Genomic DNA, 16,804 nt, shown 5'->3' with positions numbered 1-16,804 from the left:
CATGAAAAAAGGTACAGTGCATAACTGTACCTTTTTTATGGTTTTTTATCTGAACCAGGATCCCTTGAGAAAAAGATATGAAAGAGAAATGTGACTTTACTTGCTCCTCCTGATGTACTTGCTTGCACATCAGATAAACCATTAGATGTTAAAACACCTTCAGAATGAGGGGGTACGACTATTTTGAGATTATCATCTGATTCTGATGATGCAGTAACTGTTATTGTATCATCAGATAAGTTCAAAATTTTTACAGTACCGATTGGTAAGATGGACTTGCCAGCGTGTGATGCTGAAGCGAAGCGAGAGCCTTTCCAAATCGTTTGTGGGAAAGTCTCATCATTAGATAACCAAGCACGAGCACTATAGATGGTTGCGTTAATAGAGAATTCTTGATCAAGCGACAAGGCGGGTTTTGGTTCTTTCGGTTCCTCTGGAGTTTGAGCGAGAAGGCCGGCGCACATGTATGTTTCACCTACTTTCAATTGTTACTGTTATAGCATATTAAACATATTGTTTATAAGACACGACAGTTACCTATTCAAGCATAGGTTTGTGCACAAAATTTGAAGATGAAATTCTCTTTCTTTACAATGGAAGTAGGTGTTATTTCTATAAAATATGGAAAACGTAAAGAGTATGTAAAAAAGAAGGAGTGGTAAAGTGAACTATGTCATTATTGGCGGAGATGCAGCTGGTATGAGTGCAGCGATGCAAATTGTTAGAAACGATGAAAATGCAAATGTTGTAACTTTAGAAAAAGGTGAAATTTATTCATACGCTCAGTGTGGATTACCGTATGTCATTAGTGGTGCTATCACTTCAACTGAAAAGTTAATCGCGCGTAACGTAAAGACGTTTCGTGAGAAATATGGAATTGATGCGAAAGTGCGTCATGAAGTAACGAAAGTAGATACGGAAAAGAAAATGGTGTATGCAGAGCATACGAAGACGAAAGATGTCTTTGAATTTCCGTACGATCGATTATTAATTGCGACTGGAGTGCGTCCTGTTATGCCAGAATGGGAAGGACGGGAATTACAAGGCGTTCATCTTTTAAAAACAATTCCTGATGCTGAGCGCATATTAAAAACGCTAGAAACGAATAAAGTTGAAGATGTAACGATTATTGGCGGTGGTGCCATTGGACTTGAGATGGCAGAAACATTCGTCGAACTTGGTAAGAAAGTAAGAATGATTGAGCGAAATGATCATATCGGTACGATTTATGATGCAGATATGGCAGAGTACATACATAAAGAAGCAGATAAACATCATATTGAAATTTTAACGAATGAAAATGTAAAAGCATTCAAAGGGAATGAACGAGTAGAAGCAGTTGAAACGGATAAAGGTACGTATAAAGCGGATCTTGTTTTAGTATCTGTCGGAGTGAAGCCAAATACTGATTTTCTTGAAGGGACAAATATACGTAAGAATCATAAAGGGGCAATTGAAGTAAATGCATATATGCAAACGAATGTGCAAGACGTATATGCAGCTGGTGATTGCGCAACACATTACCACGTTATAAAGGAAATTCATGATCATATCCCGCTCGGAACGACTGCCAATAAACAAGGGCGACTTGCTGGACTGAACATGCTGGATAAACAAAGAGCCTTTAAAGGTACGTTAGGTACAGGTATTATTAAATTTATGGATTTGACGCTTGCAAGAACAGGATTAAATGAAAAAGAAGCGAAAGGGCTACACATCCCGTATAAAACAGTCAAAGTAGATTCGACTAATATGGCGGGCTATTATCCAAATGCAAAACCACTTTACTTGAAATTACTATATCGCTCCGATACGAAACAATTATTGGGCGGGCAAGTAATTGGAGAAGAAGGCGTAGATAAACGTATTGATGTAATTGCAATGGCACTCTTCAATAAAATGAGCATTCACGATTTAGAAGATGTCGACTTAAGTTATGCCCCACCATATAACAGCGTTTGGGATCCAATTCAGCAAGCGGCAAGGAGAGCGGAATAGCACTTTTTAAAGTGCTATTTTTTTGTTAAAGGGGAATTATCATTTTTGTCGAATGAAGAGGATCGGGAAATAGTTACATATGTGGAAGGGGAGTTTTTTTATGATTGTAGCACTTCAAAAAGTTCAAGAATCAGAAAAAGAAATATTACGTAATTTGTACGCTTTATATCTTCATGACCTTTCTAAGTTCACTATGAATATAACTATCGGAGCGAACGGATTTTTTGAATACGAAGATTTGCACATGTTTTGGGAAAATGACGGAATCACTCCGTATTTTATTAAAAGTGATAATGATATTGTAGGGTTTTTATTACTACTGGAACGTCCTTTTTTGAAGAAGGAAAACGACTTTGGTATAAATGACATTTTCATATTGAATCAACACAAGGGGAAAGGAATCGGTAAACAAGTTATTGAGAATGTACTAAAAGAGAAACGGGGGCAATATTTCGTTATCGAGCTTGTGAAAAATATACCAGCTGTTTCTTTTTGGAAGAAAATATATAGGGAGCTAAACATCGAATTTGATGAGAAAATACAGTTAATCGATGATGAAGAATGCCTCGTGCAAACGTTTAAAATACAATGAGATTGGTGCTCCTAGTATATTACTTTGAAATTTAACTTTATTTTGAATATACCGTTCACCCTTGAAAACATAGTACGTATCGCTTATATTGTCATATAGTATTTATTTTTTAAACAAAGCAATGAACGAACCAGGGGGCACAGTATGGCAATTAACATGAAAACAATCGAAGAATGGATTGTGGAATCAAACGCAAGACAAGAAGAAGACTTTGGACACGTTGTGGAAGAGATGAAAGAAGTATGTGTCGGACTTGATAACGCGACGTTAATCTATACGAAAAATGTATTTTGTTTCGGTAAAAAAGTAGAAGTATTTTTCTTCTTCCAAGACCATGTCGTGATTGGACAAGAAAAAGACGAATATATTGAGATTGAAAAATTAAAGTATGATGACATTACAAATAGTAACTTAAAAACAAATGACAAAAATACTACGTTAGAATTAAAGTTTGCTAACGGACAATCTATCAATTTAGATAGTTTAAATGATAACTACGGTACGAAAAATTGGTTATTTGCTAGACAAATTAAGAGTATTTTTAAGTTAATCTAGTAAAAAAGCACGCCGATAGACGGCGTGCTTCTAACAATGCAAAGCCCCTTTTAACCAATTCCGCGCTCGATATGCCCCAACTGGAATTTGAATAAGTGACGTTTCATTTCCAGCATCTATCCCGTATAACTGATCACATGAATTTGTATCAAAACTAAGTAAAGGATGCCCGCCCATCCCCATCGCGGTCGCTGCAAAAACGAGTTTATGAACGAGTATACCTGCTTCCATTTGGTGAATACGGTATCCTCTATAGCCTAATACATTTGTATAATAATCTTTCTTTCCGACTACATGTAGGCAAAGTGGTACTTGAAAAAGGTTTACGTTATCCATCGTCATACTAGACTGAAGTGGGTAGCGAAGGTCTCCATATCGAATTGGTTGTATGGAATGTGTTTTACTGTTATAAGCGTAAGCCCCGTTTTCAATATTTTTCACGTTATAAAAACATCCGTATACGGAGACGCGTGTATTTTCATTTGTATACTTACCGTCAAGGTCGTTGTAATAGGGGAAGGAGAGACTCGCTTCTTGTAGTAAAGTAGCGAGCTCAGCTGCATCCCATTTCGTTAAAGTAAAGTCAGCATCAGGGGAATACCGTTTTCTGCAAAGTTGCAAGAAATCATAAGATAAACGCTCTACTTTCGGCAGTTGTACAGCGTGCTCATGATGTTGATAGTGCTCTTCATGAGCAAGTGTTTGGAAGTGTGCTGTCGATTCGATTATAGAAGCCTCATTTATTTTTGTTATCATCGGATATTCATCTACATGTTTTGAGCGAACGAAATGTTCATGTGCGAGCGGCGGAATTTGTTGCAACAACTCATGAGAAGTAACTGTTTTATTTTCACGGTAATCATTGTGAAACCAATTAGTTTCTGGCTCTGTACTTAAAGGAATAACGGCATACACACTTTCTTCACCTTCTGACAATCCGAGTAAATGGTTCAGTGCACGGTCTAGAAATTGAAAGTATACGCCGTTCGTATAACCGAACTGATTTGCACATTCTAGTAATTGTCCAATGAGAACCCCGCTATCTAATCCTTGAAGTCGATATGAAAAGTTATTGTATTTAAAGAAGTTTTTCCAAAACATAGTGGATACGAATGCAGCACCGAAACAATCCTGTATGTTACAGCGATTACCGAGTGCGTCTGCTAAATAAGAATCGAAATTTCCTTCGCGAAGTAAAATAAGTCGGTGATGCGCGGCGTCATAATGGTAAATGCCGTCTGGATAATCGTCAATCTTTAAATAGATATACAATTCATTCGGGTATAAGGCACCGCCTGAAGGAATGGATCTACGTAATACATTTCTCCCGCTATTTAGCTGACATAATTGTGTTACACCAAATGAATACCAAAGGTAGTGACCAATCTCATTTAGAGTAGGTGTAGTAGAAGAGTTCGATAAAGATAACGGGATTTCTAAGGAGAGCGGGATGGTAGGTACATTTCGATATAATTTATAAGGAAGCGGTGCATCTTTCCAGTCTACCTCATGATTTGGCATAATTTCATCAATAGAGAAATGGAGATGATGTAAAAAAGTATCTAGCTGCATGAAATCCCTCCTTTACTATGGAAACGGGTGCGGATGTGGATTTAATTGTTCATTTGTTAACGGTTCAGTGCTATATCCAAGTGTCATCGGTACGGTATAAACTCGGTCTAACCCTGTAACCCGAGTAAGATGGTGTCCGAACGTCATCGGTAACATACCTGGAATAATAACTTTTACACAGTGTAGTCCATTCTTTTCTATAAGGGGAACGGTTTGATCTACAACGATTACTTCAAGGTCAGATTGATGCAAACGATTTAAAAGTTGGTGGAGATCGGATGTTAAATCCATATCAAATGATTGTGATACATTCATTTCTTGGAACGTTTGCACCGGTGCATCTTCTCGTAAAAGGAAGTGAAGACGTTCTTCCGTTTCTTTCAATCCGTACAGCATACTATGGTCTTCCATTTTATTAACGAAATAAGGATCTTGTAAGCACTTTTCGTAGTATTCTCTTTTGTGCTCGAGCTCATCGTCTGTTATAAGTAACATGCCTGCTATTTCTTGAATAGCGCTTTTTAAGGCTCGAATAGGATCTAAATGAGCGCCTCCCGCACAAACAACGTTCATTCCATTTTCACGCGTATTTTTTGCAATTACCCATAAGCTCGGGATGCCGTGTTCCATCGTCGCGTTAAAAGCGTGTAATTCATATCCGGTAATCGTACGTAACCGCTGGATCATTAATTGTAATTCTGTATCATTTGCTGAATTAAGATCAAGGCGGGGAAGAGGTAATTCGGCATACCAAGTGAGTAAGAAGGCATCACGCTCTACAATTTCTAAAATGCCGTGAAAAATCGCTTCTTCTAAACTACCGCCAATTGCACATCCATTTGATGTTTCATACACGAAAGCGTCTCGATGACCGAGGCTATAATAAGCAATTGATTCAGGAACTAAAAGCGGTCTGTTTTGTGATAAAGAATATCCCCATACCCAGTTTTGCTCATAATCAGGATCAAACGGTTTAAATGGAAAATTATCACGATTGTAATGTTCATTTGTATGTACACCGAGCGAGAGGGGATTTAGTGCATGTTCCTCTAAATCATGAAAACTACCATGCACATTTGTCTTTTTCCCGCGAGGCGACATACCGCAATATCGTTCTAAACCTTCTAAAATAGCAGTTGCTTCACTCACTGCAAATGAATGGGTTCGGCCTGCAACACCTTCATTTCCAAACATCAATGGCATGTTTATAATGACGTCAGCGAATGGTAATACAGAATGCTGCATTTTGCCGTTCAACATACCGACCCGATAATCTAAATAGTCTCTCGTTAAAAATGTGTTTAATTCATGAATGGAACGGCAGCGATACGTTTCGGTGCTTACTTTTAAACTCGGTTGTAAAGAAACTTCCGCCGCATCCGCAGTATCATCAGGTAAATTACTACATACAGGACAGAGAGGATCTGGAAGAAAAGAATGCCGCGTACATTGTAATGTTTGTAAGTTTAGTAAAATAAGTTCATTTTCTAAAGAAGAATGGTTATGAGTTAATATTTTTTCTGTTTCTGCGCAAATAAGATGGCACATTTGTAACATTCCATTTTGGGTGGCACGTACATCACGCCTCGTTACATTATCTGCTTTAAAGGCATATTTCCGCTGTAGTTCCCACATTTCTTTTTGATCAAAGCCAGCGATAAAACGGCGTCCATCAGAACAATGGGAACATCCGGGCGTAAGAGGATGAATGTAAGGACCGATAATACCTTCGCCAAATGAAGTAAAACCACGTAACCACGGAATATGATTTGACCGAAAAATTAGCTCAGCGTCATGATGAATAGTAGAAGGAGATCCGTCATGTAATACGAGAGCGAGATGAATATTTTCAGGAAGTTCTTCTGTAAGGGTATGCTGACGAATGATGGAATATTGTTTGCATAATTGATCATGTACATAGTCTGCAAGAAGGCCATCCCCTATAAGTAATATATTTTGAGTCATAGACCGTCCTCCTTTGCAATTAATACCCCATACACACCGTCTAAGTTTTCTTTCAAAAATGGTTCGATTGCTAAATCAAACACGAAGGGATAAAAATTATGTTCTTCTAAATGCTGTAAGGCAAGCTGTAAAGATTGCACACTTGGAATTTCTTCTTCCGCTTGTATTTCCACTCTAAAAGAATCCGTGTCATATAAAATAATAGATGATTCAGGCAAGATATTAGCTCTGTAAGGAGTCTCTTCACTTTGAATGTGGAGCAGTGATAGTTGTAGTGCGCTTCGTAACGCTAACGTCATATTAATATTAGATGCACCGTACCATCTATCATTTATACCAACCCAAACGACTGGAAAACTGAGAATCTCTTCACTCATTGCGATTTTAGGTGTTTCATGAATTGTAGAGAGAGCATCGTAATAAAATCTACAATGTTTATCATGAATATCAGTTAAATCAATCGTTGTAAGTTCTTCTAGCATATGTGACTGCCGCTCATACAATTTATTATTTAAATGTTGTTGTAGTGCCCGGTAAAATCCTTCTGTCATCGTTTCTCCAGCACCGATACCGATATCGTTATGTTCAGGAATAAGGCGGTGAATGATTTCTGCTACATATGTTTCAATTCCTGTTAAACCAGCTTCTCGGCGTGCTTCATTATGAGTTAATCCACTACGAGTCATAAGAGGCAGAAGGGGAGCTGGGCCATCTGATAATGGATTGGCTACTTGAATATAGCATTGTGATAATGGTAATTGATATGAATCTTGTTCATCCCATACATGGAATATACCGGCTTCTTTAGAAGTTAATGAGTCGAAAAAGCGGAATACATCAGTTGAAGTATGTTGGCCATACCGATGCTCAAGTTTTTCAGAAAGATTTTCTATCGTATCAATTGTAAAACTTTCATCAGTTGCAAGAGGGTGTTTTATAAAAGGATGCCACGTTCCTTCAAGTGTTTCATAGTTTAATAAAAAGAATTGTGATTCTTTTTCACGATATGAATCATCCGCGACATGTTTAAACAATTCAAAAACGATTACATTTGCTAACATGGCAGATGTAATTGGTGAGAAGGAATCCGATGAATTTTCATTTTGCAAAGTCGTTTCATGTAGCCGATGCCATGCGGATTCCCAGCATTCATCACGATTTTCTGTTACGACAGGTCCAGCTATACCGAGTGTTGATAAACAAATAGCTGGTATGAAATTCTTTTTCGTTTCTCTACAAATAGTGTGAACTGTTTTTAAACCGTCAATGTCTCCGTTTTGAGAAACATATAAAATCCAATCAAAAGGTTCGAATACTTCATGCAAGGGACGGTCAATTGTAGTATCGATTTCTTGAAGGAGTACACTGTTATCAACTTCATATGCACGTTCTATTAGCTCATGTATTCTGTCATAGTTTGTTTCATCCCGATCTGTAACGAGGTAATGAAATGTAGGTAAACCAGATTCTAATAAAGAAGAAACTAAGGAAGTGAGCATATCCCCAGAACCAAGTACAAGGACATTTGCTCCGCGGTACGTTTCGAATTTTAAAGCACCTGAATGAGAATCGGCTTCTAAAAATTCAATTTGCGAAGCATATCTGTCGAGTAATGTACTGTTTAATTCATGAGGTGCATCTTGATTTGCATCACGAACGAAACCATTTTCATATAAAATCTCTCCAATTTCAAATACACGGTTTTGATAGGGGAGAGGGAGGCCATCGGTTATTTCGGCTAAAGAATAATTCCCGTTAAACATTGGCATTAATTTTTCAATCCAGTCATAAATTCCATCACCGTCCATACGAAATGAACTGGCGTTATTTCGAAAATAGACACCCCCGTTTGAATCGGGGAGGAAGAAAGTATCCTTATTTACTTTAAGTTTTGCATGAATTGGAAGGTTATTCATTTTAATCCTCCTTACGTTTAGGCATACATTATTACCTTATGTCATGAAATTTGTCCCGTATGAACACAATAAAAAAAGGCTGTAGAATGAATCATTCTACAGCCTTTAATAGATTTTTAATCTATCAACCTTCTAATAATAATGACTTTGGATCTTCAAGCATATCTTTAACAGCAACAAGGAAGCTAACTGCTTCTTTACCATCAACAATACGGTGATCGTAAGATAAAGCAATGTACATCATTGGGCGGTTTTCCATACGCTCGTTATCAATTGCAACTGGGCGTACTTGGATTTTATGCATTCCTAAAATACCAACTTGAGGGCTATTTAGGATCGGTGTTGACATTAGAGAACCGAATACACCACCGTTTGTAATTGTAAATGTACCACCTTGTAGTTCTTTTAATGAAAGTTTGTTATCGCGTGCTTTTTTACCTAATTCACGAATTTCGCTTTCGATTTCAGCGAAGTTTAATTGGTTAGCATCGCGTACAACTGGAACAACTAATCCATCTGGAGCTGCTACTGCAATACCGATATCATAGAATTTTTTAATGATAAGCTCGTCACCTTGAATTTCAGCATTTAATAATGGGAATTGTTTTAATGCTGCAACAACTGCTTTTGTGAAGAATGACATGAAGCCAAGACGTACATCATGTTTTTTCTCGAAAGCATCTTTGCGTTCTTTACGTAATTCCATGATCGCACTCATATCAACTTCGTTAAATGTTGTTAACATTGCAGATGTTTGTTGAACTTCTACAAGACGTTTTGCAATTGTTTGACGGCGGCGGGACATTTTCACGCGCTCAACTGGTTTTTCGAATTCCGTTTTTGCAACTGGAGCAGGAGCTGGGCTCTTTGGAGCAGCTGGTGCTTCTTTTGGTGCTGCAGCATGAGCTTGTACATCATGTGGTCTCACGCGTCCAAGTGGATCTGTACTACGTACGTCGTTTAAGTCGATTCCTAATTCACGAGCCATCTTTCTAGCAGCTGGTGATGCGATAGGACGGTTTGTATTTGGTAACCCTTGTAGTGTTGCAGTTTGCTCAGCACTTGGTGCCGCAGCTTTCGGTGCTTCAGCTGTTTCTTGTTTTGGTTGCTCAGCCACTGGTGCAGGTGTACTTACTGCAACTGGTGCTCCATTAGCATCTAAAATTGCGATAGTTGCGCCAACTTCAACTGTATCCCCAGGTTCGCCTAGTAACTTCGATACAATACCTGAATCTTCTGCAATGATTTCTACATTGACTTTATCAGTTTCAAGCTCAACAACGCTGCCACCTTTCTCAACTTTGTCGCCTACGTTGATAAGCCATTGTGAAATAGTTCCTTCAGTAATAGATTCTGCAAGCTCAGGTACTTTAATTTCGATCATTTTAAATGTCCTCCCCTTATTTGCCTAACGGTGTGTTTTTTCTTCTTTTGTCTTCGGTAATCTCCATTTGTTAGCCTGGCCTTGGGCAGAATATCTGCCCAAGGAACAAGCTAGAAACCTTCATTGTTACTTTTTAGTTGCTGTAAACTTCAATTTCTTGTTTATCTTGACGGAAGTTATACTTCACATCTAAAGCATGTGCAACAATTAGCTCTTGCTCAGCTTTGTGAGCGAATGGATCGCCGCCAGATGGACTAGAGCGATCAGGACGTCCAATGTAGCCTGTTTTCACTTTATCTCCAGCAAGTTCGAACAGAATTGGAGCCATGTAATGCCATGCACCCATATTACGAGGTTCTTCTTGAACCCAAATGATTTCTTCTAAGTTTTTAAAGCGTTTAATAATAGATTGAACTTTCTCAGCAGGGAATGGGTACAATTGCTCAATACGAACGACATGAACTTCGTCTAAGTTGTACTCATGTTTACCAGACTCGATTTCTGCTGCTAAGTCAATCGCCATTTTACCTGTGCTTAAAACAAGACGTTTTACTTTATTTGGTTTCATGCCAAGGTTTTCTTGTTCTAAAGCAGGTTGGAAACGTCCTTCGCTTAACTGACTAGCAGTTGAAAGCGTAAGTGGGTGACGTAATAAACTCTTCGGCGTCATCAATACTAATGGTCGAACAGCTTCTGTTCCTAAGATAGATGCTTGACGACGCAGGATATGGAAGTATTGTGCCGCACTCGTTAAGTTTGCAACTGTCCAGTTATTCTCAGCAGCTAACTGTAAGAAACGCTCTGGACGTGCACTAGAGTGCTCTGGTCCTTGACCTTCATAACCGTGTGGTAATAGAAGAACTAAGCCAGATTTTTGACCCCATTTTGCTCTTCCAGCTGAAACATATTGATCAAATAATGCTTGCGCAGTATTTGAGAAGTCACCATATTGCGCTTCCCACATAACAAGAGTTTCTGGAGCGAATACGTTATAACCATATTCGTAACCAACAACAGCAGCCTCTGATAACGGACTGTTATGAACAGAGAACGATGCATTAATGTTTGGTAAGCGATGCAATGGTGAATATGTTTCGTTTGTATCAGTATCGTGTAATACGATATGACGGTGTGCGAATGTACCACGCTGTGAATCTTGACCAGTTAAACGAATTGGCGTACCTTCTTGTAAAATAGAAGCGAATGCTAACGATTCAGCAAGTGCCCATTCAATTTTACCATTTTCTTCAAGAGCATCTTTACGGCGCTCAAGAATTTTCTTCACTTTCGGATATACGTTAAATCCTTCCGGCCAAGATAGTAGACCTTCATTAATTGCACGAAGTGAGTCAATCTCAACACCAGTATCAATTGACTGAATACCTTTTGCAACAACATCTGGCACTTTAACGTGAATTGTTGCATCGCTCGTATCAGCTGGTGGTACTTGTGCATAGTCGGATTTTAATTGTTCTTGTGTAAACTGTGTAATTGTTTCAACCTCATCTGCATTTAGAACACCAGCAGCTTGTAATTGATCTGCATAAATTGCTCTTACAGTTGGATGGTTTTTAATTTTTTTGTACACTTGTGGTTGCGTAACTGCTGGATCATCCATTTCGTTATGACCGTAGCGGCGGTAACCAATTAAATCGATTAAGAAATCTTTTTTGAACAACATGCGATATTGAATTGCAAGGTTAGCAGCTGCAAGACAAGCTTCCGGATCATCAGCGTTCACGTGAACAATCGGAATATCGAAACCTTTTGCAAGGTCACTAGAATATTTCGTAGAACGAGAATCATAGCTATCAGTTGTAAAACCAACTGCATTGTTTGCGATAACATGAATCGTTCCGCCTGTTTGATACGCGTTCAATCTGCTTAAGTTGAGTGTCTCAGATACAATACCTTGACCAGGGAATGCAGCATCACCATGAACTAAAATTACGAATGATTTTGAAGTATCTTGATCTGGAAGACCAGATTTTTTACGATTCTCTTGAGCAGCACGTGCGAAACCTTCTACTACAGGATTCACGAACTCAAGATGACTCGGGTTATTTGCTAATGTCACGCGAGTGCTAACTTCTTCGTTACTAACGACTTGTTCTCTACCTAGGTGGTATTTCACATCGCCAGTCCAGCCAGAATTAGCCACTGCGCCTTCTATTTTTGCATGTTTGAACTCAGCAAACATGTGGCTATATGGTTTTTCTAATACGTGAGCAAGTACGCTTAGGCGACCGCGGTGAGCCATACCAATCATGACATCCTCAACGCCGTTTTTAGCACCTTCTAGAACAATTTCATCTAAAACAGGTACAAGCATATCAACGCCCTCGATAGAGAACCGTTTTTGCCCAACGAATGTTTTATGCAAGAATTGCTCGAAACCTTCAACAGCTGTTAAACGTTTTAAAAGAGCAGTTCGTTTTTTATTTGATAGTGGTTGACGCAATGAATTTGATTCCACCATTTGATGCAACCACGCGCGTTCTTCACTATCTTGTATATGAGAAAATTCATAAGCTAAAGATTTTGTATAAACGTCTTTTAATCTATGAATTACATCAAGTGCAGTGTGAATACCTTCTGGTGCATCTTGCCATACTGTTTTTGCTGGAATCGCTTTCAAGTCAGCATCGCTCAGTTCGCTCATTGCTTTCTCAAGAAGAGATTGTCCATTTGCAGCATCTTCCATCGGGTTGATGTGAGCCAACGTGTGCCCGAAAGAACGAATCTGCTCAACTAGTTGAACGACTTTAAGAATTTTTTCAATGTTACCTGTGTTTTGAGGAGAAAAATGTGTTGCTGTGTTGTCCCCTGTTACGACATCATCTTGAAACGAAGGAGCTCCAAAAATTTCAAAAAGCTCTTGTAATTCCGGATCAACAGAACCTGCTCCAGTTACGTAAAGATCATACTGTTCAATAACATAACCAAGGTTCGGACCGTGGAACTTGGCCCAAGGGTTTGTCGTTGTATTCTTCCTCGTCATTTGTTTAAACCTCCCAATGCATATAATCCTTTTCCATACAAAGGTGCATTTTGCTCTTTTTCAATAAGTAATGAATCAATAATCAATGTAAATGTTTTCTTTACTCTTATGTTATTACAATAATTTACATAATACCAAACACTATTACTTATCTGTTTTGTAAAAAAACATTCACAATAACTTATCACCCAAGTTAATCTTTCATGTTATAAAGTAATTTTACAGAAAAATGGGGTGGATATATTTGGTATGCCTATACTAATAGCTATAATTGTTGCATTTAAATATAGGTATAATAGTTAGAATGTTTCGATAAAATCAGTTTGAATTATGTATATTGAAATAATAAGCGCTTTCATAGATATTATACAACAATATAACGGAATATAGTATAAAAAATAAAAAATTATGAATTTATCGTAAACTTTATTTAGATAGTGTTAAATATTGAAAGGAAAGTGAAGGATTTCTACAAAAAAAGTTGCTAAACATAAAAAATGCTCCATAAACAGTTAGTTTCTATAAATATGACGAAAAACACCGTAAAACAAATAACGTATTTCGTGAAATAAAGAAATAAATGAAATATTTTAAAAGGATAAAACAAATATGGAGATATTAAATTTTAAAAAAAGAAGTGAGGAGATATAGTAACAGTTATTTACAGTGTTCCGTGTTTCGCTTCAAAATAGACGTGCTGAAATTGAAAAAAGTTTCTTCTATATAAATAGCGTGAATAATAATCAAAATATATGTAAAGGGAACTTGATGTAAAGTTTCCTTTACATATATACTCGGTATATGGAAGGAGGGAGAAATTTCCTTGGAAAATAAAATGGTCGAATACCGAAAAAAATTTGGACTATCTCAAGAAAAGTTGGCTGAGAAACTTGGAGTTTCCAGACAAACCATTATCTCAATTGAAAAAGGGAAATACGATCCATCACTTCCGCTAGCATTTGAAATAGCGAAAACATTTCAGACAACGATAGAACATGTATTTATTTATGAAGGAAAAGAAGAGGGGGAATAGGGATGAATTATTCACAAAAGTACTTTGTAATTATGGGGATTATTTTTCTATTTATGAGTGGATTTATGATATTAACAGGTATAATGACGCATTCTGCACCGCCAGCCATAACGTATCCATTGCTTGGGATGATGATTATGAGTTTCTGTCTAAGCTACTTGCACCCGCAATTTAAAGAAAAAGATGAGCGAATGAAACTTATTCGTTATAAAGGAATGTTTGTAACCTTTTTTGCGTTAACGGCATATTATCTTCTTTTCTCTATCGGCTTAAACTTAAAAATACTTACACTATCTGCTACTGAATTATTAAATATACTTATGGCACTTACAATGAGTACAGTTTTTATCTCATTTGTTGTTTTATCAAAAAGATATTAAGATGGAAGAGAGAAAGGAAGATTAACATATGCAAATGATGTATGCTTTTGGCATTGGGCTTGTATTATTTTTAGCCGTATTCTTATTTATTCGTAAAGACGTTCAAGGCGGGACGTTAACGAAACGAGGATTTTATAAATTAATCGCCTGTTTAGTTGTTATGCTTATAGCGATTATTGTAATGATTGTTTTAATAAGTCAGTCACTATAGAATGTAAAAACGGAACCTTACTTCGGTAAGGTTTTTTTTTATTATTCAACCTAAAAAATACCATTAAATCCATTTACTATAAATAACTTATATTATATAATCCAATGAAATGATAGATAAGGAGTGTAGTATATGAATAAAAAAACTATCTTCTATTTATTAACTTGTCTACTACTTGTAGCTAGTACTACTTATATAATATGTAACAAAAGAGAACAAGTGCCACCTATATTAGTATGGGACGAACAAGAATATTATGTTACGAATGAACCTGCCAAAGTAGAAGAAGTTGGGCGAAAACTTGGCGAAGTAACAAGGGAAATTAAAACAAGTAAAAAACCTACTAAAAATAGAGAATCTAATACATTACAAGAGAAAACAGAAGTATTTACAATGATTGAGGAAGAAAAAAGTGAATATCCGCCTTTAATCATAAAGGAAGCTTATAGTGATGAATATAGGGTAGTGAGGCCGATGTCGAAGCAGGTATTGTGATGAAAAGGAGAATCTTTTGTAGACAGTAATTTAGTATTCGTGTTCGTTAAGAAAAATATTTGTCTTTTCCTCCTATCGGTGCCGTTTACATTTTGATGAATAGAGGAGCAATGCGAAAGAGAGATTTCATTTTATATTTATTATTTACTGCTATTAATATATCGCTTTGGTTATCGTTTATGATTTTTGATTGGAATATGTGGATGGTAGTAGGGCATTATTTGTTTGGAGCAGTTGTTATTGTTTTTTCGAATATGAATAAGAGCTAAGCCAGCAACCTTAAAGTTGCTGGTTTTTATTTTGCTATTTATAATGAAGAAACAAATTTTTAATAGAGAGTAGTGGGCGTTATGAGATGGAAAGAGGGAACGTTTGAAAAAATAGACACGAATGACTCATCTGTTGAGCAACTTATAAACACGTTTAAGGAACAAAACTTAATTGGTGGAACAATAATAAGCTGTTTTAAAGTGCATAACGAAAATTTTTTTAAAGAAATACCACATTCGAAAGATGGACATGAGCACTTCTTTAGAAGAATCTTCAACTCTTTAGACATAATCAATAACTTAGAAGAGTTAAAAATACATACATCAGACAAATATAAGTTTCGTTTTAAAGAGCAGCTGGCAGTTATGCTTGATGGTAGCATTGCTGCGCAAATTTTGTGGGGCGGAGCATATGAAGGGTTTAAGGAACGACCAGTTATCGCAAAACAATTAGCAGTCAATGTATGTCAATATATGTTCCAAGATCGATACGAAGATATTAAAGTGTTCGAAAGCTATCGCCCTTGGACAGATTGGTTTTACGATGTTGCGTGGGATGTTACTTGGATGGTGTTAGATAGTAGGGAACAGAAAATGTGGTTCATTTGTGCTACGGATACAGATTGATAGAAGAGGGCCTTGTAGGAATGCTGCAAGGCCCTTTATCTTTTGGGAATTAATAGAAAACGAATCATATAAATGCTATACTAAAAAATGTTTGTAATGTCAGTTTCATAATATTGTATGATGCTGACTTACTAGAAAAGATAAGAGGAGAATGAGCGTGCAAAAGATAAAGAAATTATTGCTATTAATGATGGTAGTAGGATTAACAGCAGGTGTTTTAGCAGGGTGTGCAAATCCGAAAGATACTACAGAAGAATTTTTAACAGCGATACAAAAAGGTGATATAGAAAAAGCTCGTACATTTGTTGAGAGTGACAAGGAATTTAATAAACTAAATGAAAAAACAGATGATACTGAGGCAAAAGCAATGCTAAGTGCAATTACAAAGAACTTTAAATTTGAAAAGCTAGAAGAAGTATCGAAAAAGGATGACAAAGCAGAAGTGAAAGTGAAAATTACATCTGCTGATCTATCCGTTGCTGTAACAAAAGCAGTGGGAGAAGTTATGCCAATGGCCTTCGCTAGCGCATTTAGTGAAGACAAAGAACAATCTGAAAAAGCAATCGAAAAAACAATGACCTCAACTATCATCAAAAACTTAACGGATAAAGATGCAGCAATGGCAACTCGCGAAGTTACATTGAACTTAAAGAAAGACAAAGATGGCGACTATAAAATCGTTGCTGACGATAACTTGAAAGAAGTATTGTTTGCCAATGCAAAGTCTTTGGAGAAGATGTTTGGTGGGAAGTAATTGAATGAGATAAAAAAGAGACACTATATCACGTAGAAGGTTGATATGGTGT

General features: G+C 37.0%; 16 protein-coding genes. 10 read left to right on the top strand and 6 right to left on the bottom strand.

What is annotated here, in order from left to right; genetic code table 11:
- Nucleotides 1-35: 35 nt before the first annotated feature.
- Nucleotides 36-464, bottom strand: coding sequence for a hypothetical protein (locus ACUN13_RS09210; RefSeq protein WP_000332414.1), 429 nt, complete (start codon nt 462-464; stop codon nt 36-38).
- A gap of 199 nt (nt 465-663) precedes the next feature.
- On the opposite strand from ACUN13_RS09210, the gene ACUN13_RS09205 reads away from it, so the two are divergent.
- The 3 genes from ACUN13_RS09205 to ACUN13_RS09195 all read left to right on the top strand — a co-directional run bounded on the left by ACUN13_RS09205 (nt 664) and on the right by ACUN13_RS09195 (nt 3,145).
- A complete protein-coding gene (locus ACUN13_RS09205) occupies nt 664-1,998 on the top strand; it encodes a CoA-disulfide reductase (protein WP_025690122.1) in 1,335 nt (444 codons plus the stop codon).
- Between the two features lie 100 nt (nt 1,999-2,098).
- Nucleotides 2,099-2,590, top strand: a complete 492-nt coding sequence (locus ACUN13_RS09200; RefSeq protein ID WP_025690121.1) for a GNAT family N-acetyltransferase — start codon at nt 2,099-2,101, stop codon at nt 2,588-2,590.
- A gap of 144 nt (nt 2,591-2,734) precedes the next feature.
- Nucleotides 2,735-3,145 (top strand): DUF3908 family protein, encoded by a 411-nt coding sequence (locus ACUN13_RS09195; protein ID WP_025690120.1) that lies wholly within the window; start codon nt 2,735-2,737, stop codon nt 3,143-3,145.
- A 30-nt stretch (nt 3,146-3,175) separates the two neighbouring features.
- Here ACUN13_RS09195 and ACUN13_RS09190 read toward each other — a convergent pair whose 3' ends face one another.
- The 5 genes from ACUN13_RS09190 to odhA all read right to left on the bottom strand — a co-directional run bounded on the left by ACUN13_RS09190 (nt 3,176) and on the right by odhA (nt 12,983).
- The gene (locus tag ACUN13_RS09190) at nt 3,176-4,717 is read right to left on the bottom strand and encodes a SagB family peptide dehydrogenase (protein ID WP_025690118.1); all 1,542 of its coding nucleotides are present in this window, start codon (nt 4,715-4,717) and stop codon (nt 3,176-3,178) included.
- A gap of 15 nt (nt 4,718-4,732) precedes the next feature.
- Nucleotides 4,733-6,682 carry a TOMM precursor leader peptide-binding protein gene (locus ACUN13_RS09185; RefSeq protein ID WP_025690116.1) on the bottom strand — a complete coding sequence of 650 codons (1,950 nt, stop codon included), beginning with the start codon at nt 6,680-6,682 and terminating at the stop codon, nt 4,733-4,735.
- Nucleotides 6,679-8,598: a putative thiazole-containing bacteriocin maturation protein gene (locus ACUN13_RS09180; RefSeq protein WP_025690114.1), complete on the bottom strand. Its 1,920-nt coding sequence runs from the start codon at nt 8,596-8,598 to the stop codon at nt 6,679-6,681. The genes ACUN13_RS09185 and ACUN13_RS09180 overlap by 4 nt, the downstream gene beginning before the upstream one ends.
- 124 nt (nt 8,599-8,722) lie before the next feature.
- The gene (gene odhB / locus ACUN13_RS09175) at nt 8,723-9,982 is read right to left on the bottom strand and encodes a 2-oxoglutarate dehydrogenase complex dihydrolipoyllysine-residue succinyltransferase (RefSeq protein ID WP_000569922.1); all 1,260 of its coding nucleotides are present in this window, start codon (nt 9,980-9,982) and stop codon (nt 8,723-8,725) included.
- Nucleotides 9,983-10,115: 133 nt separating this feature from the next.
- Entirely contained in the window at nt 10,116-12,983 is a 2,868-nt protein-coding gene (gene odhA / locus ACUN13_RS09170) for a 2-oxoglutarate dehydrogenase E1 component (RefSeq protein WP_000197161.1), read from the bottom strand.
- An 823-nt stretch (nt 12,984-13,806) separates the two neighbouring features.
- Between odhA and ACUN13_RS09165 the strand changes: the two genes are divergently transcribed.
- The 7 genes from ACUN13_RS09165 to ACUN13_RS09135 all read left to right on the top strand — a co-directional run bounded on the left by ACUN13_RS09165 (nt 13,807) and on the right by ACUN13_RS09135 (nt 16,752).
- Nucleotides 13,807-14,016 carry a helix-turn-helix transcriptional regulator gene (locus ACUN13_RS09165; RefSeq protein WP_000428506.1) on the top strand — a complete coding sequence of 70 codons (210 nt, stop codon included), beginning with the start codon at nt 13,807-13,809 and terminating at the stop codon, nt 14,014-14,016.
- Between the two features lie 2 nt (nt 14,017-14,018).
- Nucleotides 14,019-14,396, top strand: coding sequence for a hypothetical protein (locus tag ACUN13_RS09160; RefSeq protein ID WP_001109902.1), 378 nt, complete (start codon nt 14,019-14,021; stop codon nt 14,394-14,396).
- Nucleotides 14,397-14,424: 28 nt separating this feature from the next.
- Nucleotides 14,425-14,607 (top strand): DUF3976 domain-containing protein, encoded by a 183-nt coding sequence (locus ACUN13_RS09155; protein WP_001178291.1) that lies wholly within the window; start codon nt 14,425-14,427, stop codon nt 14,605-14,607.
- 132 nt (nt 14,608-14,739) lie between these two features.
- The gene (locus tag ACUN13_RS09150; protein ID WP_001036583.1) at nt 14,740-15,102 is read left to right on the top strand and encodes a hypothetical protein; all 363 of its coding nucleotides are present in this window, start codon (nt 14,740-14,742) and stop codon (nt 15,100-15,102) included.
- A 110-nt stretch (nt 15,103-15,212) separates the two neighbouring features.
- Nucleotides 15,213-15,371: a hypothetical protein gene (locus ACUN13_RS09145; RefSeq protein ID WP_179206952.1), complete on the top strand. Its 159-nt coding sequence runs from the start codon at nt 15,213-15,215 to the stop codon at nt 15,369-15,371.
- An 81-nt stretch (nt 15,372-15,452) separates the two neighbouring features.
- The gene (locus ACUN13_RS09140; RefSeq protein ID WP_001267333.1) at nt 15,453-15,998 is read left to right on the top strand and encodes a hypothetical protein; all 546 of its coding nucleotides are present in this window, start codon (nt 15,453-15,455) and stop codon (nt 15,996-15,998) included.
- A gap of 157 nt (nt 15,999-16,155) precedes the next feature.
- Nucleotides 16,156-16,752, top strand: coding sequence for a hypothetical protein (locus ACUN13_RS09135; RefSeq protein ID WP_025690104.1), 597 nt, complete (start codon nt 16,156-16,158; stop codon nt 16,750-16,752).
- Nucleotides 16,753-16,804: the final 52 nt, after the last annotated feature.

Source organism: Bacillus cereus group sp. Bce041 (assembly GCF_052646455.1).
This window is presented reverse-complemented; position numbering and strand designations above follow the sequence as displayed.

Excerpts from the sequence above, each read along its gene's own strand:
- ACUN13_RS09160 (WP_001109902.1), top strand. The coding sequence starts at position 14,019 with ATGAATTATTCACAAAAGTACTTTGTAATTATGGGGATTATTTTTCTA.
- ACUN13_RS09185 (WP_025690116.1), bottom strand. The coding sequence starts at position 6,682 with ATGACTCAAAATATATTACTTATAGGGGATGGCCTTCTTGCAGACTAT.
- ACUN13_RS09190 (WP_025690118.1), bottom strand. The coding sequence starts at position 4,717 with ATGCAGCTAGATACTTTTTTACATCATCTCCATTTCTCTATTGATGAA.
- odhB (WP_000569922.1), bottom strand. The coding sequence starts at position 9,982 with ATGATCGAAATTAAAGTACCTGAGCTTGCAGAATCTATTACTGAAGGA.
- ACUN13_RS09145 (WP_179206952.1), top strand. The coding sequence starts at position 15,213 with ATGCGAAAGAGAGATTTCATTTTATATTTATTATTTACTGCTATTAAT.
- ACUN13_RS09200 (WP_025690121.1), top strand. The coding sequence starts at position 2,099 with ATGATTGTAGCACTTCAAAAAGTTCAAGAATCAGAAAAAGAAATATTA.
- ACUN13_RS09155 (WP_001178291.1), top strand. The coding sequence starts at position 14,425 with ATGCAAATGATGTATGCTTTTGGCATTGGGCTTGTATTATTTTTAGCC.
- ACUN13_RS09180 (WP_025690114.1), bottom strand. The coding sequence starts at position 8,598 with ATGAATAACCTTCCAATTCATGCAAAACTTAAAGTAAATAAGGATACT.
- ACUN13_RS09210 (WP_000332414.1), bottom strand. The coding sequence starts at position 464 with ATGTGCGCCGGCCTTCTCGCTCAAACTCCAGAGGAACCGAAAGAACCA.
- ACUN13_RS09150 (WP_001036583.1), top strand. The coding sequence starts at position 14,740 with ATGAATAAAAAAACTATCTTCTATTTATTAACTTGTCTACTACTTGTA.
- ACUN13_RS09195 (WP_025690120.1), top strand. The coding sequence starts at position 2,735 with ATGGCAATTAACATGAAAACAATCGAAGAATGGATTGTGGAATCAAAC.
- ACUN13_RS09140 (WP_001267333.1), top strand. The coding sequence starts at position 15,453 with ATGAGATGGAAAGAGGGAACGTTTGAAAAAATAGACACGAATGACTCA.
- odhA (WP_000197161.1), bottom strand. The coding sequence starts at position 12,983 with ATGACGAGGAAGAATACAACGACAAACCCTTGGGCCAAGTTCCACGGT.